Origin of the sequence: Actinomadura spongiicola, assembly GCF_003432485.1 — a bacterium.
In the GTDB taxonomy this organism is placed as follows: domain Bacteria; phylum Actinomycetota; class Actinomycetes; order Streptosporangiales; family Streptosporangiaceae; genus Spirillospora; species Spirillospora spongiicola.
The window spans coordinates 671,141-691,713 of record NZ_QVNQ01000003.1 but is presented as its reverse complement, the minus strand read 5'-3'; the positions used below and the strand labels follow the sequence as shown (position 1 = coordinate 691,713).

23 protein-coding genes are annotated in these 20,573 nt (G+C 68.3%); 14 read left to right on the top strand and 9 right to left on the bottom strand.

All coding sequences use genetic code 11. The features are described 5' to 3' along the window. Window position 1: 1 nt before the first annotated feature. Window positions 2–1,048 carry an MFS transporter gene (locus D0T12_RS11895; protein ID WP_233525985.1) on the bottom strand — a complete coding sequence of 349 codons (1,047 nt, stop codon included), beginning with the start codon at window positions 1,046–1,048 and terminating at the stop codon, window positions 2–4. A gap of 83 nt (window positions 1,049–1,131) precedes the next feature. Here D0T12_RS11895 and D0T12_RS36480 point away from each other — a divergent pair, with 83 nt between their 5' ends. Next, window positions 1,132–1,323, top strand: a complete 192-nt coding sequence (locus D0T12_RS36480) for a hypothetical protein (RefSeq protein ID WP_233525984.1) — start codon at window positions 1,132–1,134, stop codon at window positions 1,321–1,323. Between the two features lie 89 nt (window positions 1,324–1,412). Here the strand turns inward: D0T12_RS36480 and D0T12_RS35315 are convergent, their stop codons facing one another. Then, window positions 1,413–1,580: a hypothetical protein gene (locus tag D0T12_RS35315; protein WP_158581473.1), complete on the bottom strand. Its 168-nt coding sequence runs from the start codon at window positions 1,578–1,580 to the stop codon at window positions 1,413–1,415. A gap of 1,085 nt (window positions 1,581–2,665) precedes the next feature. Between D0T12_RS35315 and D0T12_RS34840 the strand changes: the two genes are divergently transcribed. Next, entirely contained in the window at window positions 2,666–3,232 is a 567-nt protein-coding gene (locus D0T12_RS34840) for a hypothetical protein (protein WP_147339481.1), read from the top strand. 667 nt (window positions 3,233–3,899) lie between these two features. On the opposite strand, the gene D0T12_RS11890 is transcribed toward D0T12_RS34840, so the two are convergent. Both D0T12_RS11890 and nfi read right to left on the bottom strand, forming a co-directional pair. Further along, window positions 3,900–4,496, bottom strand: a complete 597-nt coding sequence (locus D0T12_RS11890) for a TetR/AcrR family transcriptional regulator (RefSeq protein WP_199487407.1) — start codon at window positions 4,494–4,496, stop codon at window positions 3,900–3,902. 82 nt (window positions 4,497–4,578) lie between these two features. Next, window positions 4,579–5,259 carry a deoxyribonuclease V gene (nfi, locus tag D0T12_RS11885; RefSeq protein ID WP_117399551.1) on the bottom strand — a complete coding sequence of 227 codons (681 nt, stop codon included), beginning with the start codon at window positions 5,257–5,259 and terminating at the stop codon, window positions 4,579–4,581. A 199-nt stretch (window positions 5,260–5,458) separates the two neighbouring features. Between nfi and D0T12_RS11880 the strand changes: the two genes are divergently transcribed. The 3 genes from D0T12_RS11880 to D0T12_RS11870 are packed head-to-tail and all read left to right on the top strand — an operon-like array spanning window position 5,459 to window position 6,926. Then, on the top strand, window positions 5,459–5,914 hold the full coding sequence (locus D0T12_RS11880; RefSeq protein ID WP_117399776.1) for a flavodoxin family protein: 456 nt from the start codon (window positions 5,459–5,461) through the stop codon (window positions 5,912–5,914). Between the two features lie 16 nt (window positions 5,915–5,930). Continuing rightward, a complete protein-coding gene (locus D0T12_RS11875) occupies window positions 5,931–6,230 on the top strand; it encodes a Dabb family protein (protein ID WP_117399550.1) in 300 nt (99 codons plus the stop codon). Between the two features lie 24 nt (window positions 6,231–6,254). Next, entirely contained in the window at window positions 6,255–6,926 is a 672-nt protein-coding gene (locus D0T12_RS11870) for a response regulator (RefSeq protein ID WP_158581484.1), read from the top strand. Here the strand turns inward: D0T12_RS11870 and D0T12_RS11865 are convergent. Beyond that, a complete protein-coding gene (locus D0T12_RS11865; RefSeq protein WP_117399548.1) occupies window positions 6,901–7,131 on the bottom strand; it encodes a hypothetical protein in 231 nt (76 codons plus the stop codon). The genes D0T12_RS11870 and D0T12_RS11865 overlap by 26 nt on opposite strands. Before the next feature lie 419 nt (window positions 7,132–7,550). Here D0T12_RS11865 and D0T12_RS11860 point away from each other — a divergent pair, with 419 nt between their 5' ends. Continuing rightward, window positions 7,551–9,686: an MMPL family transporter gene (locus D0T12_RS11860; RefSeq protein WP_117399547.1), complete on the top strand. Its 2,136-nt coding sequence runs from the start codon at window positions 7,551–7,553 to the stop codon at window positions 9,684–9,686. Between the two features lie 94 nt (window positions 9,687–9,780). Continuing rightward, on the top strand, window positions 9,781–10,365 hold the full coding sequence (locus tag D0T12_RS11855; protein ID WP_158581472.1) for an HAD family hydrolase: 585 nt from the start codon (window positions 9,781–9,783) through the stop codon (window positions 10,363–10,365). Between the two features lie 366 nt (window positions 10,366–10,731). Here D0T12_RS11855 and D0T12_RS11850 read toward each other — a convergent pair whose 3' ends face one another. Continuing rightward, entirely contained in the window at window positions 10,732–11,013 is a 282-nt protein-coding gene (locus D0T12_RS11850) for a hypothetical protein (RefSeq protein WP_117399545.1), read from the bottom strand. A gap of 109 nt (window positions 11,014–11,122) precedes the next feature. Here D0T12_RS11850 and D0T12_RS11845 point away from each other — a divergent pair, with 109 nt between their 5' ends. From D0T12_RS11845 to D0T12_RS11835, 3 genes are read left to right on the top strand one after another with little or no spacing between them, the layout of a single operon-like run. Next, on the top strand, window positions 11,123–11,437 hold the full coding sequence (locus D0T12_RS11845) for a type VII secretion target (RefSeq protein WP_117399544.1): 315 nt from the start codon (window positions 11,123–11,125) through the stop codon (window positions 11,435–11,437). Window positions 11,438–11,457: 20 nt separating this feature from the next. Next, window positions 11,458–12,180: a WXG100 family type VII secretion target gene (locus D0T12_RS11840; protein ID WP_147339480.1), complete on the top strand. Its 723-nt coding sequence runs from the start codon at window positions 11,458–11,460 to the stop codon at window positions 12,178–12,180. Beyond that, a complete protein-coding gene (locus D0T12_RS11835) occupies window positions 12,180–12,587 on the top strand; it encodes a hypothetical protein (protein WP_117399542.1) in 408 nt (135 codons plus the stop codon). The genes D0T12_RS11840 and D0T12_RS11835 overlap by 1 nt, the downstream gene beginning before the upstream one ends. On the opposite strand, the gene D0T12_RS11830 is transcribed toward D0T12_RS11835, so the two are convergent. Beyond that, entirely contained in the window at window positions 12,584–13,654 is a 1,071-nt protein-coding gene (locus D0T12_RS11830; protein WP_117399541.1) for a hypothetical protein, read from the bottom strand. The genes D0T12_RS11835 and D0T12_RS11830 overlap by 4 nt on opposite strands. 155 nt (window positions 13,655–13,809) lie before the next feature. Here D0T12_RS11830 and D0T12_RS11825 point away from each other — a divergent pair, with 155 nt between their 5' ends. Next, entirely contained in the window at window positions 13,810–14,484 is a 675-nt protein-coding gene (locus tag D0T12_RS11825; RefSeq protein WP_117399540.1) for an aminoacyl-tRNA hydrolase, read from the top strand. Window positions 14,485–14,524: 40 nt separating this feature from the next. Here the strand turns inward: D0T12_RS11825 and D0T12_RS11820 are convergent, their stop codons facing one another. Further along, window positions 14,525–17,041 (bottom strand): M14 family zinc carboxypeptidase, encoded by a 2,517-nt coding sequence (locus D0T12_RS11820; RefSeq protein WP_158581471.1) that lies wholly within the window; start codon window positions 17,039–17,041, stop codon window positions 14,525–14,527. Between the two features lie 54 nt (window positions 17,042–17,095). Beyond that, complete coding sequence (locus tag D0T12_RS11815; RefSeq protein ID WP_117399538.1) at window positions 17,096–17,728, bottom strand: hypothetical protein; 633 nt, start codon at window positions 17,726–17,728, stop codon at window positions 17,096–17,098. A 183-nt stretch (window positions 17,729–17,911) separates the two neighbouring features. Here D0T12_RS11815 and D0T12_RS11805 point away from each other — a divergent pair, with 183 nt between their 5' ends. The 3 genes from D0T12_RS11805 to D0T12_RS11795 all read left to right on the top strand — a co-directional run bounded on the left by D0T12_RS11805 (window position 17,912) and on the right by D0T12_RS11795 (window position 20,570). Next, window positions 17,912–18,244 (top strand): hypothetical protein, encoded by a 333-nt coding sequence (locus D0T12_RS11805; protein WP_117399536.1) that lies wholly within the window; start codon window positions 17,912–17,914, stop codon window positions 18,242–18,244. 449 nt (window positions 18,245–18,693) lie between these two features. Beyond that, window positions 18,694–19,770 carry a sugar ABC transporter substrate-binding protein gene (locus tag D0T12_RS11800; RefSeq protein ID WP_117399535.1) on the top strand — a complete coding sequence of 359 codons (1,077 nt, stop codon included), beginning with the start codon at window positions 18,694–18,696 and terminating at the stop codon, window positions 19,768–19,770. Between the two features lie 14 nt (window positions 19,771–19,784). Then, a complete protein-coding gene (locus D0T12_RS11795) occupies window positions 19,785–20,570 on the top strand; it encodes an ATP-binding cassette domain-containing protein (protein ID WP_117399534.1) in 786 nt (261 codons plus the stop codon). The last annotated feature ends 3 nt before the right edge of the window (window positions 20,571–20,573 follow it).

The following is a 20,573-nucleotide window of genomic DNA, read 5'->3' as shown; positions in this document are numbered from 1 at the left end:
CTTAACGACCCCGCTCGCCCTCCGCCTCCGCCCTACCGTGACCGCCATGAAGCGCCGATACCTGGCCGCCGGTCTCGTCGGCGTCGTCGGCCTCGCCGTCGCCGTCCTGATCGCCGTCCTCGGCCTCCTCGCGAGCGGCTACGTCCCCACCGTGCCCGGCTCGTACAGCATCGGCGCCGCGGGGGAGCAGAAGCGGGGTGGCCAGCATGAGGACACCGGCCACCGCGATCGCGGAACGCGCGCCGACGACACTGCCGAGCAGACCCCACACAGCGGTCATGACCGCGACGGCCGCGTTGTCGGTGATCGACCACGCGGACAGCACCCGGGCGACCCGGTCCGCCCTGGTCCGCGTCAGCCGGTAGGTGGCGAACACCGGGGTGAACACGCCCATACAGGTGACCATGCCGAACTCGACGACGACCACGACCAGTAGCCCGACGACGCCCGGCCCTACGAACGCGAGCCCGACCAGCCAACCCGCCCGCAACGTCCCGGCGACGAGCAAGACCCCGTGCCTCCCGAACCGCGCGACAAGCGGCCCGGCCAGACGCGACCCGACGAGCCCCCCGAGACACGGCAGCGTGAACACCAGCCCGTACTGCCACGGCGCGACCCCGAGCTCCCCGATCATCAACACGACGAGCAGCGGGGACGTCGCCATGATCAGACCCTTGACCAGGACCGTGTTACAGAACAGCGAGCGCAGCACCGGCTCGCCGAGCACGTAACGCCACCCCTCAAGCAGGTCACCGGCCCGAAACCTCGGCGCACCGCCACGCTCGGGCCGCGGCTCCGTCCCCCCAATGGCACGGACGCCCGCCGCCGAGAGCAGATGGCTGACCGCGTCCGCGACCACGGTCGTGACCGGCCCGAACAATCCGATGGCGGCCCCGCCGAGGGGCGGCCCGAGCATGGTCGTCGTCCACGTCGAGGCCTCGAACCGCCCATTCGCGACCACGAGGTCCTCGGGCCGCACGAGCGCCTTCAGATATGCCCCGCTCGCCGCCCTGAACGCGATCCCGGCCGCCGCGACCACGACCGACACGACGACCAAACTGCACGAACCCGAGCCGCCCCAGGACGAACGCGACGGGCACGCTCATCAACGCCACGAACCGGACCAGGTCCATGGCCACCATCACCGACCGCTTGCGGCGGAACTCCACCCAGGGCCCCAGCGGCACGGCGACCACCGCCCCCACCGCCAACCCCGCGGCCGCCAGGGCCGACACCTGCGCCGGCCCGGCGTCCAACACCAGAACCGCGATCAGCGAGAACGCGTCGAGCGCGAGCCACGTCCCGAACGCACTGACGGTATAGGCCGCCCACAGCCACCGAAAACGCCGCCCCAGCGAACGCCGACCGGCGAAGATCCCCACACCGCCCGAAGCTACCAGCGGCCCCCAGGATCACCGGCAGTCGGCGTACTTCACGTACCACTTCCCGTTGCCGTCACCGAGCTTGTAGTCGGCGATCCAGTTCCCGCCCCGAAGCGGCACCCACAGGTACCCGTCGTTGCGGACGATGCCACCCCAGTCGGTGCTGACGCGCTTCCCCCGCTGAAGCCCGCTCCCCACCTTCCGATACCCCAGCCCCGGCCCTTCCCGAACCGACAGAAGCGAGACCGCGACCGTCCCATCGCACCACCGAGCCCGCTGAACGCTGCGGTGCACCCGCCCTTCCGCCCGCGCGGCCCCAACGGCCCCCACAAGAATGGCCCCGGGCCCAGCCCCCTCCTCACCCCGCGGCACCACGACCCCCGACCCCGCCTCCACCGCCCCAGCAGCACCCCCCACACTCACCAGACCCCCGACCACCAGGGCACCGACAACCCCGACCCCAACCTTCCGCCCCACACCCATACCCACCTCCAGGAGTCCCGATCGACACCACAACACTACCCTAAGTAATTACGCAGGTACATAGTGAAGTCATATGAAGGCACCGGCTTTCCAGGTCGAGCGAAATGAGATCGGCATTCTGGCCTACGCGGACATGGCACGTGACGGCTTGCGCGTAAGCGTCCTACTCGAAGATCCGTACGAGACGTGTGTCGCTGAGGGCGACGTTTGATTGCGTGACGTCGTCCTCTAGAACCCGATCCACACGGGCTGATCGAGATCAAAAGATCATTCCACCCGCCTGCGGCGTCGCCCGTGTCCCACGGCCAGTGCCGCACCTGCGGACGTCCGAGGACGGCGAAATGGCGAGCACGTAACTGGAGAGCTTCGAGCGGATGTGGTCCGCCGGGGCCTCTCCGGAAGAACCGAGCCGTGTCTCCGTTCTCTCGCTTAGAGCTTTATAGATCTTGCGTACCTTGTCAGAGCGGCGCGAGCAATGACAGCAAGTGTCGCCGATCAGCGCGGACCCTTCACCTTTGCCCGGGCCCCCTGGGCTCCGGCTCCTGAGCCTCAATCGCAGGTAGCCACTTGTGGACAGGTCAGGACGTTCGCACGTTTCAAGGCATGGCAGATCTTCCAACGCCATGTTAGACGAGACGGAGAGTCATTCGCAGTCTCCACTTGGACGGTGGATCCTCGGAAGGTCATGAATGTCACACTGGGTGCGACCGCATATCCGCGATGGACGTTATGTAAGGGGATATCGCAGAAGAAATCCAGATGGCCGGCCTGGCGCCCCAGGTCCTAGTGGTGGTGTGGCGATGATTGTCATCATTGCCATCGCCGCCGTAGTGGTCGGCTTCGCAGGCCTGGTGACTTTCCGGGCACGGGCCGGGAAAGGTTCAAGTGCCCAGTCCGTCGGGGGCGCGCTCTCGAAAATGTCGCAGGCTGGCTTCAGAGAGGCGGAGACGGCCTTGAAGGCGGGGAAGTTCGAAGTGAAGTCATCGATCAAATTCAACGCCGACTGTGCAGGAAAGTCCGAGGGGGAACTGCGTGAATACTTTCTGTCCAATCCATGTGAAGGCTTGGCCCGGGCCTACATTCAGATCGGTGACGCTCGTCGAAATCTGATACTTGTGGCGATCTCGTGGGTGGAGATGTCCAGTGTCGCTTCGGGTGAGGAGTACGGGAGATTAGTCGTTGTCGACGTCGGCAATATAGTAGAACTCTCACGTGAGGTTCCCACTCTGAAAAACATTACATATGAGGATCGTCTTTACGCTTCAGGAGTCAAGGGTGCGTTCGTGTGGCAAGTTGAGGTGAAGCCCGTTACTGCGAAAGTGCCCGATGCTGTAGTGAACGATGTTCTTGAGAGAACTCGGCAGTAACGATGCGCTGATCATGGGGTCGTGGGGCACGGCCGTGCGCTACGTCGGCGGCTACGGGCGCCGCGATGCCTTTGGCGGGGCTCCATCGGGCCGAGAGTGCTGTGTTGGACGACGTCGTATGCGGGACGTTATGAGCCAGCGGCTACCGTCCTATGACGAGCGCGGTCGCGATCCGAAGGGTGACAAGCTCGGGATTAATGAGCCGTGATGGCGACGCCCCGGTCAAGGGGTGCGACGTGCCAGGCGTTGCCTGTGCGGGTAGCTGTGGCCATGGGTAAGCCTTCTCCCTGCTGGGATAGAGAGAGCCAGCGCCGGGAGCAAACATACGTCCGGTTAGCCCACTCAGGTCGACTATGCCGGAACGTTCCCTGGGCACCCTGCATTGTTTTCCCAGGTGAACGGCCCTCCGCATGACGTCCTTGGATGGCTCCGGACGGGCGCTGAATAAGGGTGGCTCAGGGGTTCCCTAAGTGAGGGTTAAGGGGGTTCTGGTGGGGGTGGTGGGGGCTTAGCGTTACGGGTGTCACATCGGAGACACGCCGGAGGTGCACAGGCGGAGAGCAGAGCGAAGTCGGTAGAGGTTCCGACTGAGGTTCCTGATTGAGACATGTTTCTGGCCCGCACGGCCCCGTCACCCCGCTCTGGGGCCGTGCGGGCCAGAAGCCTTTCAGCGGGTGCGGAGGCCGTCGAAGAGTAGGGCGAGCATGCGGTCGGCGTACGCGCCTGGGTCGGTGGTGCGTTCGGCGGCGGCGCCGATCGCGTTGGTCAGGCGGAGCAGGTCGCAAGGGTCTATCTCGGTGTGGACGGCGCCCGCGCGCTGGGCGCGGTTCAGAAGGCGTCCGAGGGCGTCGCAGATCGCGGCGGTGGCCGCGCCGAGGCCGGTGTCGGCCCACTCCGCCGACATCGCCTCGATGATCACTGTGGAGGTGCCGCGGGGGGTGTCGGCGCCGGTCAGGTAGGTGCGCAGCCAGCGGTCCAGCGCCGCCTGCGCGTTGAGCGCCTCGGTGTCGGGGTCCGGTGCGGGCTCGGACAGCAGTTCGTCCGCGTGGGCGAGGAGGCCTTCGATCCGGTCGCGGAGGACGGCGTGGAGCAGCGCGTCCCGGGTGGGGAAATGGCGGTACAGCGTCCCCGAGCCGACGCCCGCGCGTTTGGCGATGTCGTCGAGGGACGCGCCCGTGCCGTGCTCCATGAAGGCGGTGCGGGCCGTCGTGATCAGGCGTTCATAGTTGCGGCGGGCGTCGGCCCGCATCGGCCGGGTGTCCATGGGCACCGTCCAGCGGCGTCGCGGATGACCTGGGTGTCTCCGTCTGCTTCTGGACGAGGGTGCCATCTTCGGGAAGGACGCGCTACCCGGCGAGCGCATCACGGGACAGGCGGTCGGCCCTGCGCGTCGTTTCCGGGAGACGGTAGCGGGGCGTCAGGTCGAGGACGTTCCGGCACGCGGTGTCGAGGTCGGTGCGATGGCCGACGGACACGAAGACTGGTCTCACATTGTGCTGGGTTCTGAGTACCCGGCCGATGGTCTCGTCCTCGTCGAGGAGGGGGCTTGTGTCGCCGCGGCGGGGGCCGGGGTCGGTGTGGGTGCCGATGAACGCCGTCTTGCCCACGCCGATGGTCGGCAGGTCGGTGAGGACGCCCAGGTGGCACGCCAGCCCGAACCGGCGGGGGTGTGCCACGCCGAAGCCGTCGCAGACGAGTAGGTCGGGTGTGGTCGTGAGGTCGTTGAGTGCGGCTAGGAGGGTGGGCAACTCCCGGAAAGCGAACAGGCCCGGGAGATAGGGGAATGTCGCCGTGCCTGTGGCCACTGATTCCTCGATCACTTCAAGGGTCGTCGCGTCCAGGACGACCACTGCCGCGGCCAGGCGCGCGCCGGTGCCGTCGCCGGCGTAGGAGACGTCCAGGCCCGCGACGGTTCGTGGTGTCGTCGGGCCGGGGACGTCCAGGTGCAGAAGTGGTCGCAGCCGGTCCTGAATCGCCTCGGCCTCCTCGGGGGTGGACGGCCACTCGTGCAGATCACGCACCTTCATGAGCCGCACCCTACCTGTGCGCTTTATTTGAGGTCGGTTCTTATTGGCGATTCTCAGATGGTGGCTTTGGTCATTGAGGGATTGAACGCCGGCATTCGAATTCGCCGAGTCTGAGAGTGGGGAGCGGGGTGACCGCTACGGAGTCGCGTGAACAGGGTCTTGAGCCGCGGTCAGAGGTGTGCGGGTTAGGGTCGGGGTGATGAAGCGGTTGCTGATCGTTCACCACACGCCGTCGCCGTCCGTCCAGGCGATGCTTGAGGCGGTGCGCGCGGGTGCGTCCACCGACGAGATCGAAGGTGTGGAGGTGGTGGCCCGTCCGGCGCTGGCGGCCACCGCCGTGGACGTTCTGGAGGCCGACGGCTACCTTCTCGGCTCGCCCGTCAACCTCGGCTACCTCTCCGGAGCGCTCAAGCATTTCTTCGACCAGGTCTACTATCCGTGCCTGGACGCGACCGTCCGCCGCCCGTTCGGGGCGTTTCTGCACGGCAACAACGACGCGACGGGCGCGCTGCGGGCCCTGGAGTCCATCACCACGGGGTTGAGGTGGAAGGCCGTCCAGCCGCCCGTGACCGTCATGGGCGAGCCGTCGAAATCCGATCTGGAGGCGTGTTGGGAACTCGGCGCGGTCACGGCGGCGGAACTCGGGGTCGTTTGAGCTGTAGCGTGCCGCCATGAACGGTTTCCGGCACGTGGTGATGTTCAAGTGGGCCGAGGGGACGACGACCGGCCAGCAGGACGAGGTCGCGGCGCGGCTGGGGGAGCTGCCCGCCGTGATCCCGGAGATCCGGGAGTACAGTCTCGGCTCCGACGCCGGGGTGAACCCCGCCGCCTACGACTTCGCGGTGGTCGCGGACTTCGCCGACCGGGAAGCCTACCTGGCCTATCGCGACCACCCCGCCCACCGGGCGGTGGTCGAGAAGTACATCACGCCGATCACGGCCGAGCGCGCGTCCATCCAGTACGAGACGTGACGTCGTGACCTTTGCGGAATGAGCGTGATTCGCGTCCTGCTCGCCGACGACCAGTCGTTGGTCCGCGCCGGCTTCCGGTCGCTGCTGGCCCACGGCGACGACATCGAGGTGGTCGGGGAGGCCGCGCACGGCGGTACGGCGATCGAACTGGCCCGCGTGCTGCGTCCGGACGTCGTCCTCATGGACATGCGGATGCCCGAGCTCGACGGGCTCGCCGCCACCCGCCGGATCGTGTCCGACCCTGATCTGAAGGACGTGCGGGTCGTGATGCTCACGACCTACGCCGACGACGACTACGTCTACCTGGCGTTGCGGGCCGGTGCGTCCGGGTTCCTGGTCAAGGACATCGAGCCGGACGATCTGCTGCGCGCCGTGCGGGTCGTCGCGGGCGGCGAGTCGCTGCTCGCGCCCGCCGTCACCCGGGCCGTCATCGAGGGGTTCGTCTCACGGCGGCCCGAACCCGCCCGGTCGTCGGTGACGCTCGGCGCGCTGACCGAGCGGGAACGTGAGGTCGTTCGGCTGGTCGGACGGGGCCTGTCCAACGATGAGATCGCGGACCGGCTGCTGCTCAGCCCGCTCACGGTGAAGACGCACGTCAGCCGCGCCATGGGCAAGCTCGGCGCGCGGGACCGGGCGCAGGTCGTGATGCTCGCCTACGAGTCGGGGCTCGTCATCCCCGGCTCCGCAGGCTCATGAGCTCCTCGCGGAGCTCCTGCGGCGTCGGCGCCTCCACCAGTCGGGGGCCGGTGCGCATCGGCACCATGGCCCACCAGGACCCGGTCGCCTCGCCGAACCAGACGCGCACCCCGGGGAACTGCTCCTGCAGGCCCCGTGCGGTGGCGGCCCGCAGGGCGGCGGGTGTGGGCTCGTCACGACCGGCGGCGCCCCGCTGGGTGGTCATGTCCTGATCCCCCGCCCGCCGCCGATCGGTCGAGCTTCGCTCGGCGCGGCGTGCTCCAGCCCTGACCCGCCACCGTTCACTGGACGAGCTTCGCGCGGCCTAGCGTCCTCCAGCCCCCGCCCAACACCACTCTGTCGACGAACCACACGCGGCTCATCGACGGTTCCAGTAACAGCGTCCCCACGGACCAAGGCGTCACCCCTACTCGGCATTAGTGACTAAGCACACTATGGGGGGTACGGGACTCGCACAGTGGGATACCGCGCCGGATGTACTCCAACGGATGTATCCGGTTCGCCGGATGACACCGTGCGTTCGATGTGCGAGCCCCGTACACCGACCACGCTGGAACCGCCGACGCGTTCCCGTGCCCGGACGTCATCTCGTCAGGGGCAACTTATACAACGAAGGTGGTTCCCATGAGGTTGCCCCTGCTTGCTCGGTTTTGTTACCGGAGGCGGCGCCTGACGGTCGCGGCGTGGATCGCCGGGACGGTCGCGGTGATGGTGCTCGGCTTCGGTTTCGCCGCCGAGCCGCTGAACGACTTCTCCGGCGGGGACTCGGGGTCGGCGAAGGCCACCGACCTGCTGGAAGAGCACTTCGCGGACCAGAGCGGTGACTCGATCACACTGGCGGTCCAGGCCGACGCCGGCGTCCGGAGCGCGGAGGTCAGGCCCCGGGTGGAGCGGACGATCGAACGGTTCGCCGATACGCCGCATGTGGCGTCGGTGTCCTCGCCCTACGAGATACCGGGGCAGATCTCACCGGACGGGAAGACGGCGTTCGCCACCGGCAACCTGGATGTTCCGTCCGAGGACATGTCCAAGGAGGACGTGAACGCCCTGTTGGACGACGTCCGCTCCGACACCGGACCCGTGGAGATCCAACTCGGCGGCACGGCCGTGGACGCCGCCGAGACACCCGGGGGAGGGCCGTCCGAGGCCATCGGCGTGCTCGCCGCCATCGTCATCCTCCTGGTCGCGTTCGGGTCGGTGCTGGCGATGGGGCTGCCCATCCTAACCGCGCTGTTCGGCATCGGATCCGGGCTCGCGCTGATCATGCTGCTCGGGCATCCGCTGCCCGCGCCGTCGTTCAGCCCGATCGTCGCCGCGCTCATCGGGCTCGGCGTCGGCATCGACTACGCGCTGTTCATCGTGACCCGCTTCCGTGAGGAACTGCACGACGGGAACGATCCAGAGGAGGCGACCGTCACGGCCGTCGCCACCGCCGGACGCGCCGTGCTGTTCGCCGGTACGACCGTGGTCATCGCGTTGATGGGCCTGTTCGTCATGCAGCAGAGCCTCCTCAACGCCGTCGCGGTCGCGGCCGCCGTCACCGTGTTGATGACCATGCTCGGCGCGGTGACGCTGCTGCCCGCGCTCCTCGGCTTCGCCGGACGCTCCATCGACCGGCTCCGCGTTCCCGGGTTCGGCCGGACACGCGGTCGTCCCCTCGCCGAACGGTGGGCGCGGGTCGTCCAGGCGCACCCGATCGTCGCGGGGCTGGCGGCGGTCGTCGTCCTGCTGGTACTGGCCGTGCCCGCGCTGTCGATGCGGCTGAGCCTGCCCGACTCCAGCACCCAGCCGCACGACCACAGCGGATACCGCGCGAGCCAGATCATGGCGGAGGGGTTCGGCCCCGGCACGGCCGCGCCGCTGATCCTCGTCACCGAGGGCGGGACCGGCGCGGACCAGGGGCGACTCGCCGCGTCCGTCCGCGACACACCCGGGGTCGCCGCCGTCCAGCCTCCGCGCACCAGCGGGGACGGCGCCGCGTCCATCCTCGTCGCGTTCCCGACGACCGGCGCGCAGGACGAGGCGACGCCGGAGCTCGTCCACACACTGCGGGACGACGTCATTCCCCGCGTCATGGACGGCACCGGCGCGCAGACCTATGTCGGCGGGCAGAACGCGGCCTCGATCGACTTCGCCGACGAGGTGAGCACCCGCCTGCCATGGCTGATCGCCGTCGTCGTCGGCCTGTCGCTGCTGTTGCTGGTCGCGCTCGTCCGGTCGGTGACGGTGGCGCTGCAGGCCGCGGTGATGAACCTGCTGTCGATCGCCGCCGCGTACGGGGTGCTGACCGCGGTGGTCCAGTGGGGCTGGGCGGGCAACCTGCTCGGGTTCCCCACCGACATGCCGGTGACGACCTGGGTGCCGTTGATGATGTTCCCGATCCTGTTCGGGCTCTCGATGGACTACGAGGTGTTCCTCGTGTCCCGCATCCGGGAGAACTACGAGACGGGGGTGCCCACGCGGGAGGCCGTCGCGCTCGGCCTGTCCCGCACCGCCCGTGTCATCACCGCCGCCGCGGCCATCATGGTGATGGTGTTCCTGTCGGTGCTGCTCGGCGCGGACGTCGCCGTGAAGCAGATGGGACTCGGCATGGGCGTCGCGATCCTGATCGACGCGACGATCGTGCGGCTGGTGCTCGTCCCGGCGCTGATGGAACTGTTCGGCGAGGCGAACTGGTGGCTTCCGCGCCCCCTGGCACGCATTCTGCCGTCCCGCCGGACTCCCACCGCCGAGGCGACCCGCGAAAGCCTGCGCGCTTGACGAACGTCAATCCCGTCGGACGTCACCCGAGGTGATGTTCGACGGGACCGTTCGTTCCTGTCAGGTTGCTCCGCGCCCGCATAGGGTCGGGGACATGTCCGATGTGATCGTTTTCGACCTGTTCGGAGTCATCGCCCGCCGCCAGACCCCCGAAGCCGTACGGAGAATCGAGGAGACCGCCGGTGTCTCCGGCACCCGGTTCTGGGACGCGTACTGGTCCTGCCGCCCCGCCTACGACTCCGGCCAGGAAAGCCCCGAGTACTGGGCCAACGTGGCCGATCGCCTCGGCACCGCCTTCCCCGACGTCCCCGCGCTGATCGAGGCCGACCTGGACAGTTGGACGGAGGCGGACGACGCCATGGTCGCCCTCGTCCACGAACTCGCCGACCAGGGACGCACCCTCGGCCTGCTCTCGAACATCATCGGCGACCTGGTTCCCCGCTTCGAGGCACGCCACCGTGACTGGCTGTCCCGTTTCGACGCCCTTGTCTACTCCTGCGACATCGGCGTCGCCAAGCCCGACCCCCGAGCCTACGAAATCTGCGCCGCCCGCCTGGGCGTCGACCTCACCGACGCCCTCTTCTTCGACGACACGGAACGCAACGTCCTCGCCGCCCGCACTACCGGCATGCGCGCCGAACTCTTCACCACCATCGACCAGGTCCGCGCCATTCTCTGACCCCGCCCCGGCGCACAGCGGCGCCATACGAATCGAGGAGTGTCCGTCGATCCCCGATAGGTCGGGCCTTCTCTCTGAGAATTGCTCAAAGCGAAACATATCACCCGCCCATCGTGGCCGCATTCGGCCACGATTTCGGTTAAGGCGCCGCGCGGGCGCGAAAACGGTCGGCTCCTTCTAGTTCGGTTACGGTCAGCCTGATTTGTGATTTTTGCGGTCCGGTTGGAAGGGGCTTGGGTTGTGAATCGCCAGAGCGGGGATGGGGCGACAGATGACCTATATTGGGCTGTCCGTATCCTTTGCTTTGTGGCGCAGTAAATATGGGAGGTGCACAGTCGTCTTCGGCGAGCACAGCCCCTATGCTGGCTATTCGCCTGCTAGGCGCATAAGGAGCTGCCCTAAAAGGGTTGAGACTGTTGTGATGCTCAGACCGATCAAAACAAATCCGGCTATGCGCCGACCGGAGTACTTTGTTGCACGGAGCACCAGGTAGCCTCCGATTATCCAGCCCATGGCCGGTATGAGCATGATAAAGGTAGAAGGTTTCTGGGTAGCGATGCCGAACACGGGGGTGGCGAGCAACATCACCGCGCCTATGCCGAGGATGAAACCGCCGGGAAAATATAGGCGCCAACGCTGGTTGTCCATGAAATACCTTTTGGTTTTCGTTGGATGTTGATAATGGTTAGATTGTGGCAGTGCAACCGGAAGAGTGCAAGTGGTCGCGGCACTCCATCAGCTGCTGAGAGGAAAGGTCATGTCGTTCCGTGTGCAACCCGCCGCGTTGGATTCGTTCGCTCAGTCGGTGGACGCGCTGGCCGGTGATGCCAAGAAGGCTAAGAGCTACCTTGAGACTCATCAGAATGCAGCGTCTGACAAGGCTGGAATCCTACATATCGTAGGCTATACCTGGTTTGCGCTTCGCGTTGGTGATCAGGTCCAGAAGAACGTTGAACGCTTGGCGGGGCTCAGTGCGGGGTCGGCACAGGAGTTGCGCAAGTGCGCCGAGGTGTACCGGCGTACCGAGAAGAAGATCGCCGAACGCATCGACCAGACCTATCCGAAAAAGTAAGCTGCTCAGAAGGGACGACCATGACCGCTTCACCCGCCGCCAAGCTGGTTCCTCCAATGGCGACGGAACCCATGCCCAAGGCGCTCGACATTTCACTCTCGATCACCGACTTCGTTAGTCCTAGCCACTGGTTACTCTGGGCTATCGACAAGATTTGTGGGGTGAACCCGGCGGAATGGCTGGCGCAGCAACTTGCCGGAGATTGGGAGTCGATCTCAAAATTCGCCGGCTCCCTCGGACACGTCGGGGAGTTCTATACGGAGTACGCCAAGGGCCTGCGAGAGGGGCAGGCCACGATGCTGAAGAGTTGGGACGGCAATGCCGCCGACGCCTGCGACAAGTACTTCACAGAGTTAGCGAACGCCATTGAGAAGCAGGTGGAGCCTATTCAAAGGATCGCGGGCGAGATTCAATCTGCTGCATACGGCGTGTGGTCGTTGTCCAAGGCGGCGGTGAGTGGGCTGGAGGCGCTCATGGATCTGGCGGTGATGATCGCCATCGAGGCCGCTGCCGCTGCCGCGGTCAGCTGGACCGTCGTGGGTCCGTCCGTGGCCATGGCCGTGATCATGGCGCAGATCGGCCTGGCCATCCAGAAGTGGCTGAAGATCATCGGATATGTCGGCCTCGCCGTCGCCGCGGTATTCACCGTCGTCGGCCTACTCGTTGGAGGCCTTGCCGCTCTCTGTGGATTGGACTCTCAGCCCTACCCCAAGGGCTCCTACGACAACCTGGTGGTCGCGTGATGGCGGAGTTCGACGATGACGGGCTTCCGATGATGGATATCGCGCGGGGAGACCAGAGCGCCTCCAGGGCGGTCCGCAAAAATCTTGAGATTCTTCGCGACAAGTCCGAGAACTCCCAGTTCCAGCGGTTCGTCCAGGAGGTTCTGGACGGCCGGATGTCCCTTCGGGAGGCGGCGCGCAGTTCGCTCTTCGACGCCGAGTTGTCCCCGCACATCGACATGTTCAAGGAGAAGTGGGACGAGACGATGGCCGAGGGTCAGGAGGTGGTCGATGCGGAGGAGGTCGACAGGCTGACGGGGCTGCAGGCCGAGGTGCGGCGGGCGTTGGGGGAGATCACGGAGAAGATGCAAGAGCTTCAGCGGCTCAAAGAGCAGTTGGACGACCTGGACGTCGAACGGCCGGGCTAAGAGTGCGGGGGGAGTTCGTTGGCGGCTTCGGCGGCCTGGGAGAGGCGGTCGCGGAGGGTACGGACGAGTTCGTCGCCCTGTTCGGTGAGGCGTTCGATCGCGGGGAGGGCCAGGTCGTCGCGGACGGTGTCGGCGAGGAGTTCGTCGTATTCGTGGGCCTTCTCCGCGATGGCCTCCAGATGCCGCTGGGCGAGTAGGGCCTCGTCCGCCGCTTTGGCGCGTTCCGCGTAGCGTTCCAGGGCTTCGACGCGGCGGGTCACGGCCTCGACGGAAAGGTCGAGTTTGGCGCGCAACGGGCGCAGAGCCGATTCGACCTCGGGGAGGGTGGAGGCGTTCTCCATTTCGGCGTGGTCCGCGCGGAGCTTCGATTGTTTCGCCAGGACTTGGGCGATCTCCCACTCCTGGCGGGGGAGCGTGACGGCGTTGTCGACCGCGTCCAGCAGGCCCTCACGGTTGACGGCGGAGTCGCGGACGGCGTCCACCGCCGCCTGTGCGCGTGCCAGCAGGGCGCGGCCCTCGTCGTCGAAGTCCTCGGGGGTGAGATAGCGGTCGCGGCGACGCTGGAGTTCGCGGGCGCGGCGCAGGTCCAGCGACACCGACGGGGTGCCGAGCGCGACGAGGACCGCGAGCATGCCGAGGCCGATCAGCCACAGCGAACCGAGTAGCGGGGAGCCGAGCAGGCCGAGGCCGAGGACCGTCAGCGGCGCCAGCCACATCAGCGGTCTGCGGCGCGCGACGATCGTGTCGAGTTCGGCGCGCAGGCCCGGGTCGGCGACGGGACGGGGTTCGGCGGGCGCGCCGTCCTCCGGCGCGCGGGGCGGCGCGACCCGCCGCCAGTACGTGGACACGTGCGTCTCGAACGCGAAGTCGGTCCGCGCGATCTCGATCTCGGTGGGGCCGGGGGGCAGCGGCCACGAACCGACCGGATCGCCCCCGCCCGGGCCGGTGAAACGCACCCACCAGCCGCCCTTGCCCTCGTCACAGCGGTAGCGGCCCGGGGCGACGTCGATCCCCACGAAGAACGTCCCGACACCCGGTATGGAATCACTCCACGTGCCACTGGTCACCGGCGACCTCCGACCCGACCGTTCCGCCGTGTCCCCCCGCCGTCTCCGGCGAGGGCCGTCCAGCCCGCAACAGGAAAAACGTCCGGGGGACGACACAAGTTGCAGTACCCACATCCGTGTCCGGAAAGCCGCGCCGGGTTTGGAATACTCCTCGCGTGCGACCCGACTACGACCCCCGCGACGATCCGCCGTGGGCCATGCAACTGGTGGTACGCGCCGAGAAGGCGGAACCGCCCAATCACGGCGCGGTCTGCGAGGCGACGGCGACGGCGGTCGTCCGGCTCCTCACCGACCCGCGGGCCGTGGAGCCCGACGGGGAGTGGCGCGAGGCCGTCCGCGAATGGGAGTCGCGCCGCATACGGAAGGTGACGCGGCGTGCGCGGGGCGTGCGGTGGCCGCAGGCGCAGGAGTTGCCCGGTGTGACCGTCGAGCACGCGGGCGCGCAGGTGCGGGCGTTCCCGCCGGGCCCGATGTCGGAGGTCCCGCCGGAGCTGGCGAAACTCCAGGTCGCCGGGCTCGACCTCGCGGACGCCGAGGAGCCCTCCCCGCCGCCCGAACCCCCGTACGCGGTGATCGCGCTCAATCCGGATGTGACGATCACGACGGGCAAGGCCGCCGCCCAGTGCGGGCACGCGGCGCAGCTGCTGCTGCGTCAGGGGCGCCGCAAGGACGTGAAGGCGTGGGTGGACGGCGGCGCCCGCGTCCACCTGGCGCGCGACGTCCCCTGGGACCGTTGCGTGAAGAACGCGACGGTGGCGGTTCGTGACGGCGGGTTCACCGAGGTCCCGCCCGGCACCATGACCGCCATCGCTTGGATCGTGCGCAAGTAGGGGCGGCGTGCCGGGGTGTCCCGGCACGCCGCCGCTCCCGTCAGGGAAGGGTGACGGCGACCGGCGCGATCCCCGCCTTACGGATGAGGGACGGGAGTCGTCCCGCGAACGGGTGATGATCGGTCGGCAGCCCGCGCGGGTTGTCGATCACGTAGTGGACGACGTCGCCGGTGCGGCGCTCGGTCCATGCCGCGCCGACCGACCGCAGGACGCCCGCCGCCTTCGCCGCGTCGGCCGTCTTCACCGAGACGCGGATCGGGGACTCGTACGATGGCAACGCCGCGGCCTGCTGCGCCGCCTTGGCGGTCGAGTCCGCCCGCGGGGTCTGCGCGTTGGCCGGGTTCGGCCCGAGGATCGCGTTGGCGAGCAGTTTCGCCGTCCCGTCGGTGAACGCGCGGAAGTTCGGTTCCGCGGCGAACAGCACGGAACGTCCCGCGCCGACGGGCTGGTCGGCGACCGCGGCGGTGCCGCCCAGCTCGGCCGCGCCCCGCTCGAACCCGGACACGAACCAGTCCGGTGAATCGGGCCGCGGGTACGACACGACGACGCCGGAGGACGCCCGCATCACCACGTCGTAGGACGTGAAGTTCCACGCGGTGGGGCCGACGCCCGCCGACAGGGGGCTCGTCCCGTCCACCTTCACGCGCAGCAACGTGCCGGGAATGTCGGACGTCGGCTCGGCCAGCGTCGCGGTCGTCAACCCGAGCAGCGCCGCGAGTTCCGTGCCGCCCTGCCAGCCGACGTAGCGGCCGCCGTTCCGTGTCCATTCCTGGAGCGCGGCCCGCCCGGTGTCGCCGAGCTCCTCGTGGGCGGTCTTCGCCGGGCCGTTCGGCGTCACCAGCACCTCGATGCCGTCCAGCTTGCCCGCGGCCACGTCGGCGGGGCTCAGCAGCGTGAACGGTAGTCTCCACTCACGGTCGAGGCGGTGCCGCAGCCAACCCGTCGACTCGCGGGCCGACGGCGTTTCCGCCAGTTGCAGGACGCCGATCTTCGGCGCCTTGCCGTCATGGCCGGGACGCGGAGCGGGCGGCGTTCCCACCGGGACGGCACGCGGACGCAGCACGGCACCGGACGACCCGCCGGACACGTTCCCGAGCAGTGGCAGGCTCCACGCCGTCACGTCGTAGAAGTACGGGAACGGCGTGTAGGCGTCCTCGTTCAGCATCGCCTGGATCCAGTGCTTCTGACCTTGGGCCATCGAGATCCGGTACGTGCCCGCGGGGAGCGTCGTCTTCGCCTCCGGGCGCCCGTACGGCTTGAAGTCCGGGACGGTCAGCGGCTTCACCAGCTTCTCGACGCGCACACCCATCCGCTGGAGCCGCCGCACGATGAGCCGCACCTCGTCGCGTTTGGCCGGGTCGTCGTCGCGCAGGAAGTAGCTCCGCACCCTCCGGTCCGGAACCGGCCGGTCGATCTGGTTCGGCGGGTTGTAGATCTGGTTGGGCTCCAGCGTCCCCGCCTCGCCCTGCTCGTGGGCGTCCACGGTCATCCGGCGCCATTGGCTGAGGATGCTCCGCCGGTTACGGGCCGCCGCCGACAACGTCACCCACTGCGTGAGGTACTGCTCCCGAACCCGCTCCGGGTACGGGCTTCCCGCGCCCTTCTCGAACGTCATGCCCGCCGCGTGGAACGCGGTCGTCGGCACCGAGTCGCCGTAGCCCTGGTAGAAGAGGTCGTAGACGTCGCGGTTGAAGAAGTCGATGCCCTGCCGCTGGAACTCGGCCGCCATCGCCGCGCCGTACAGGTCGTTGATCCAGCCGATCGCCTGCTCCGGCGTCTCGTGGTAGATCGGGTCGGCGTTCGGCGGGAAGAAGTACGAGTCCCCGCCCATCTCGTGCGCGTCGATGTACAGCGCCGGCGGGTACTCGTTCAGCATCGCGAGCTTGCCGTCGGTCTCCGGCTGGGTGCGCGCGAACCAGTCGCGGTTCATGTCGAAGCCGTACGCGTTCTGGCGCGTTCCCGCCTCCCGGCCGTCCGGGTTCTGCGACGGCAGGACGATCACCAGCGCGTTGTTCAGGATCGTCGTGGCCGCGCAGTCGGCGCGGTCGCCGAGGTCGCGCAGCACCTTCAGCGCCGCGTCCGTCCCGCTCGGCTCGTTGCCGTGCACGTTCCCGCTGACCCACAGGATCGGCACGCCCCGCTCGGCGATCCGCCTGGCGAGGTGCTCGGGCGTGCTCGGGTCGCGCAGCCTCCCGGCGTCCCGCCGCACCCTGGCCAGCCCCGCCTTCGACAACAGCTCCGGACGCCCGACGACGGCGTACCGCAGCGGACGGCCCCGCGCCGTCCGGGCCAGCGTCCCGGAGATCACCCGGTCGCTCTTCGCGGCGACCGTCTCCAGATACCTGTCGGACTCGGCGACGCCGACCTGCCGCTCACCGAGATCGAAACCGAGGACCTCCTTGGGGGAGGGGACCTCGCCGCGATAGACCGGCTCGGTCCGCGTCGGATCGCAGGGGGCCGCCGGGGCCGCGGGCGGCCGCGCGACGGCGGGCGCCGCGAGCGCCGCGGGCACCGCCAGGGACGCCACCACGGACGCCACCAGTTTTCGGGCTCTCATGAGGCACAACGTGACACCGACCCGAACGCCCGACCAGGGCAACATCTGCCAAGATCAGCCAGGTCGTCCGGGACGGGAACGCGAGTTCTTCAGGGCCGCCGCCCGGTTGATCGTCTGAAGCGCGAACTCCTGCGTGCGGGTGAGCCCGCCAGGACCGCGCGCCGAACCGGGCTCGGCGTCCCTCGGCGCCGCCGCGAGCTGGGCCTTCGTGCTCAACCCGTACGACACGAACAGCAGCGTGACGAACCCGACCAGATACAGCAGATGCTCCAGCAGCCCGCCCCACCTGGCGGTGAACACGTCCAGGACGCCGAACATCGCGAACCCCGCCATCCACCCCGCCGTCGCCGGCACGAACAGCAGATCCCGACGAAGGGCCACCCCCGCCGCCGCGGCCAGCAGAAGCGCCGCCTCGAACAGCTTCACCAGCACGAGCACTGCCACCGCCGGGCCCGCCCCGAAGTAGCCCTCGATCTCGTCCCGCCGGTCGCCCCACAGCACGACGGCACCGGCCAGGTTCGTCACGCCGTACGCGATGAGGAACACGCCCACCGCGTAGTGGAACCGATGCCACGTCCGCGCACCGGACGGCCCGCCCGCCCGACCGGCCCCCGGGGCGGCGCCCGTCGCGACGCCGAAGACCGGAGTGGCGTCCGGGTCGGCTGCTGGATCCGGCCCCAGCGTCATACTCGCCCCCAAGCTCCCGTTGAACTGCTGTGCGAAAGATATCCCGGATGGGGCACCGGGGTTCGAACCGTCCACCGCCCGCCGCGCCACGCCCCGGCTGACCAGCCCGAAGTGCTTGCACACCGGCGGAAGAAGCGCAAGGCTGGACCCGTCGGGCCGCGCGGAGTCCGTGAGGAACTGAGGATGACGCCTGACGATACGGGAACCACCGCGCCCACCAAGACGCGGATCGAATATCTCGAAGAACTCGGCGACGAGCTGGTCGCACGCGGCCTCCGCGCCCGCCTCGTCCTGCCCCGAGGCCAGTCGCCCACGCTGCACGTCCTGAACCCCGACGTGTCCGCGCTCACCGAGAACATCCTGGCCGAAGAGGCCGCCGACGGCTGGTGGTACTGGTGGTCCTGGGCCGAACGCATCGCCCCCGCCACCGAACCCACCACCGCCGCCGACCGAATAGCAAGAGTGCTTTTTGCATTCCCCTCCTCCTTCGGCCCTGAAGGGCCTCCACCGTCGTGAAATGCGGTGCGATCGCTGCATCGCTCCGGCTCGCCTGGCGGCTCGCTGCGCGATCAGGTTCTCGCTTCGCTTGAACCTGCCTTCGGACGCGATCGCAGACCCTGAGGTCGCTGCGGGGTTGCGGGGGCAGGCTGAGGTTGTCACGTCTGTGATGTGAGGCGTGGCCCTGTTGCTCCCGACTTGCCGGAATGTTGGGGCGTCGAACATTCGGGTTGAAGCCGGGAGGAGGCCGGGGCCCGTGCCACCGGGGTGATCGGGCGGTCTCCTATGTGGTGGGCGTGTGTTATGTGATTGTTATGGCGGTCAACAAATTCGTGGCGTGGTGGGTCTGGTGCGGGGCGTGGTGGCGGCATAAGTTGCGGGGCACAACATTCGTCGGTGGGCGGGGACACCGGCGTCGGTCCACCCCGGCCGCGAGCACGGCGGCCGCGCCAGAAAGGACCCGGGCTATGCGCAAGGGGTTCCTCGGCCTGATGGCCCTCACGACCGCCGCGGGGCTCGCGCTCACCGCGTGCGGGGACGACTCCGGCTCCGGCGGCGACGCGGAGGCGGCCAAGGGCAAGGTCGGCGTGATCCTTCCTGACACGACCTCGTCCGTCCGATACGAGAGCTTCGACCGGCCGTACCTGGAGCAGGCGTTCAAGGCGGCGGGCGTCGAGTACGACATCCAGAACGCCGAGGGGTCGGCGCAGCGGTTCCAGACGATCGCCGACCAGATGCTCACCAGCGGAGTCACCGTCCTGGTCGTGGACGGTCTCGACTCCAACTCCGCTGCCGCCGTCCAGCGCAAGGCGCAGGCGCAGGGCGTCAAGACCATCGACTACGACCGGCTCACCCTCGGCGGCGTCGCCGACTACTACGTGTCGTTCGACAACGTGAAGGTCGGGGAGGAACTCGGCCGGGGGCTGCGGAAGTGCCTGGGCGAGGAGAAGGCGAACATCGTGTACCTGAACGGGGCGCCCACGGACAACAACGCGACCCTGTTCTCCCAGGGGGCGCACAGCGTCCTCGACAAGGCGACCACTTACACGAAGGTCGCCGAGCAGGCCGTTCCGGAGTGGAAGGCCGAGCGGGCCGCCACGATCTTCGAGCAGATGTGGACCGGGCAGCGGGGCGGGATCGACGGCGTGGTCGCCGCCAACGACGCGCTCGGCAACGCGGTGGTGTCGATCCTCAAGAAGAACAAGCAGGCCGGTGAGGTCGCCGTGACCGGGCAGGACGCGACCCTTCAGGGCCTACAGAACATCCTGGACGGCAACCAGTGCATGACGGTGTACAAGCCCGTCAAGCAGGAGGCCGACGCCGCCGCACGGCTCGCCGTCTCCCTGATCAGAGGGGAGAAGGGCACCACCAACGGCACCGTGCACGACCCGACCGGCAAGCGGGACGTTCCGTCGGTGCTGCTGACGCCGGTCCCCGTCGACAAGGGCAACGTCAAGCGGGTCGTCGACGACGGGTTCGTCAAGAAGGCGGACCTGTGCAAGGGCGCGTACGCCGCCAAGTGCAAGGACGCGGGCATCCAGTAGCCGGAGGGAGACACGTGGCAGACAACGGAGACCCCGTCCTCCGAGTGACCGGGCTCAACAAGAGCTTCGGCGCCGTCCATGTGCTGCACGACGTGGACTTCACGGTGCGGCTCGGTGAGGTCATGGCCCTCGTCGGCGACAACGGCGCGGGCAAGTCCACGCTGATCAAGTGCATCGCCGGGACCCATCCCTTCGACTCAGGGCGGATCGAGTTCGACGGACGGCAGGTGTCCGTCGACGGTCCGCGCGCCGCCTCGGCGCTCGGCATCGAGGTCGTCTACCAGGACCTCGCGCTCGCCGACAACCTCGACATCGTGCAGAACATGTTCCTCGGCCGGGAGCGGCGCAGGGGGCTCGTGCTGGACGAGCCGTCGATGGAGCAGGCGGCCAGGGAGACCCTCGCGCGGCTGTCGATCCGCACCGTCAAGTCCGTCCGGCAGCAGGTGGCGAGCCTGTCGGGCGGGCAGCGGCAGACCGTCGCGATCGCGAAGGCCGCGCTGTGGGAGTCGAAGGTCGTGATCCTGGACGAGCCCACCGCCGCGCTCGGCGTCGCCCAGACCCAGCAGGTCCTCAACCTCGTCCGGCGGCTCGCCGACACCGGGCACGCGGTCGTGCTCATCTCCCACAACCTGAACGACGTGTTCGCCGTCGCCGACCGCATCACCGCGCTGTACCTCGGCAGGGTCGCGGCGGACGTCGCCCGCTCCGAGGTCACCCACGGCCAGATCGTGGAACTCATCACCTCCGGCCGCTCCGGCGGTCTCGGCCTCGCGCCGCGGACCGCCGCCGAGAACATCTGAAGG

Bases quoted from the DNA above. Each gene is read 5' to 3' on its own strand.
- D0T12_RS36480 (WP_233525984.1), top strand. From the start codon at position 1,132: ATGGCCACCATCACCGACCGCTTGCGGCGGAACTCCACCCAGGGCCCC.
- D0T12_RS34840 (WP_147339481.1), top strand. From the start codon at position 2,666: ATGATTGTCATCATTGCCATCGCCGCCGTAGTGGTCGGCTTCGCAGGC.
- D0T12_RS11890 (WP_199487407.1), bottom strand. From the start codon at position 4,496: ATGGACACCCGGCCGATGCGGGCCGACGCCCGCCGCAACTATGAACGC.
- nfi (WP_117399551.1), bottom strand. From the start codon at position 5,259: ATGAAGGTGCGTGATCTGCACGAGTGGCCGTCCACCCCCGAGGAGGCC.
- D0T12_RS11880 (WP_117399776.1), top strand. From the start codon at position 5,459: ATGAAGCGGTTGCTGATCGTTCACCACACGCCGTCGCCGTCCGTCCAG.
- D0T12_RS11875 (WP_117399550.1), top strand. From the start codon at position 5,931: ATGAACGGTTTCCGGCACGTGGTGATGTTCAAGTGGGCCGAGGGGACG.
- D0T12_RS11865 (WP_117399548.1), bottom strand. From the start codon at position 7,131: ATGACCACCCAGCGGGGCGCCGCCGGTCGTGACGAGCCCACACCCGCC.
- D0T12_RS11860 (WP_117399547.1), top strand. From the start codon at position 7,551: ATGAGGTTGCCCCTGCTTGCTCGGTTTTGTTACCGGAGGCGGCGCCTG.
- D0T12_RS11855 (WP_158581472.1), top strand. From the start codon at position 9,781: ATGTCCGATGTGATCGTTTTCGACCTGTTCGGAGTCATCGCCCGCCGC.
- D0T12_RS11850 (WP_117399545.1), bottom strand. From the start codon at position 11,013: ATGGACAACCAGCGTTGGCGCCTATATTTTCCCGGCGGTTTCATCCTC.
- D0T12_RS11845 (WP_117399544.1), top strand. From the start codon at position 11,123: ATGTCGTTCCGTGTGCAACCCGCCGCGTTGGATTCGTTCGCTCAGTCG.
- D0T12_RS11840 (WP_147339480.1), top strand. From the start codon at position 11,458: ATGACCGCTTCACCCGCCGCCAAGCTGGTTCCTCCAATGGCGACGGAA.
- D0T12_RS11835 (WP_117399542.1), top strand. From the start codon at position 12,180: ATGGCGGAGTTCGACGATGACGGGCTTCCGATGATGGATATCGCGCGG.
- D0T12_RS11820 (WP_158581471.1), bottom strand. From the start codon at position 17,041: ATGAGAGCCCGAAAACTGGTGGCGTCCGTGGTGGCGTCCCTGGCGGTG.
- D0T12_RS11815 (WP_117399538.1), bottom strand. From the start codon at position 17,728: ATGACGCTGGGGCCGGATCCAGCAGCCGACCCGGACGCCACTCCGGTC.
- D0T12_RS11805 (WP_117399536.1), top strand. From the start codon at position 17,912: ATGACGCCTGACGATACGGGAACCACCGCGCCCACCAAGACGCGGATC.
- D0T12_RS11800 (WP_117399535.1), top strand. From the start codon at position 18,694: ATGCGCAAGGGGTTCCTCGGCCTGATGGCCCTCACGACCGCCGCGGGG.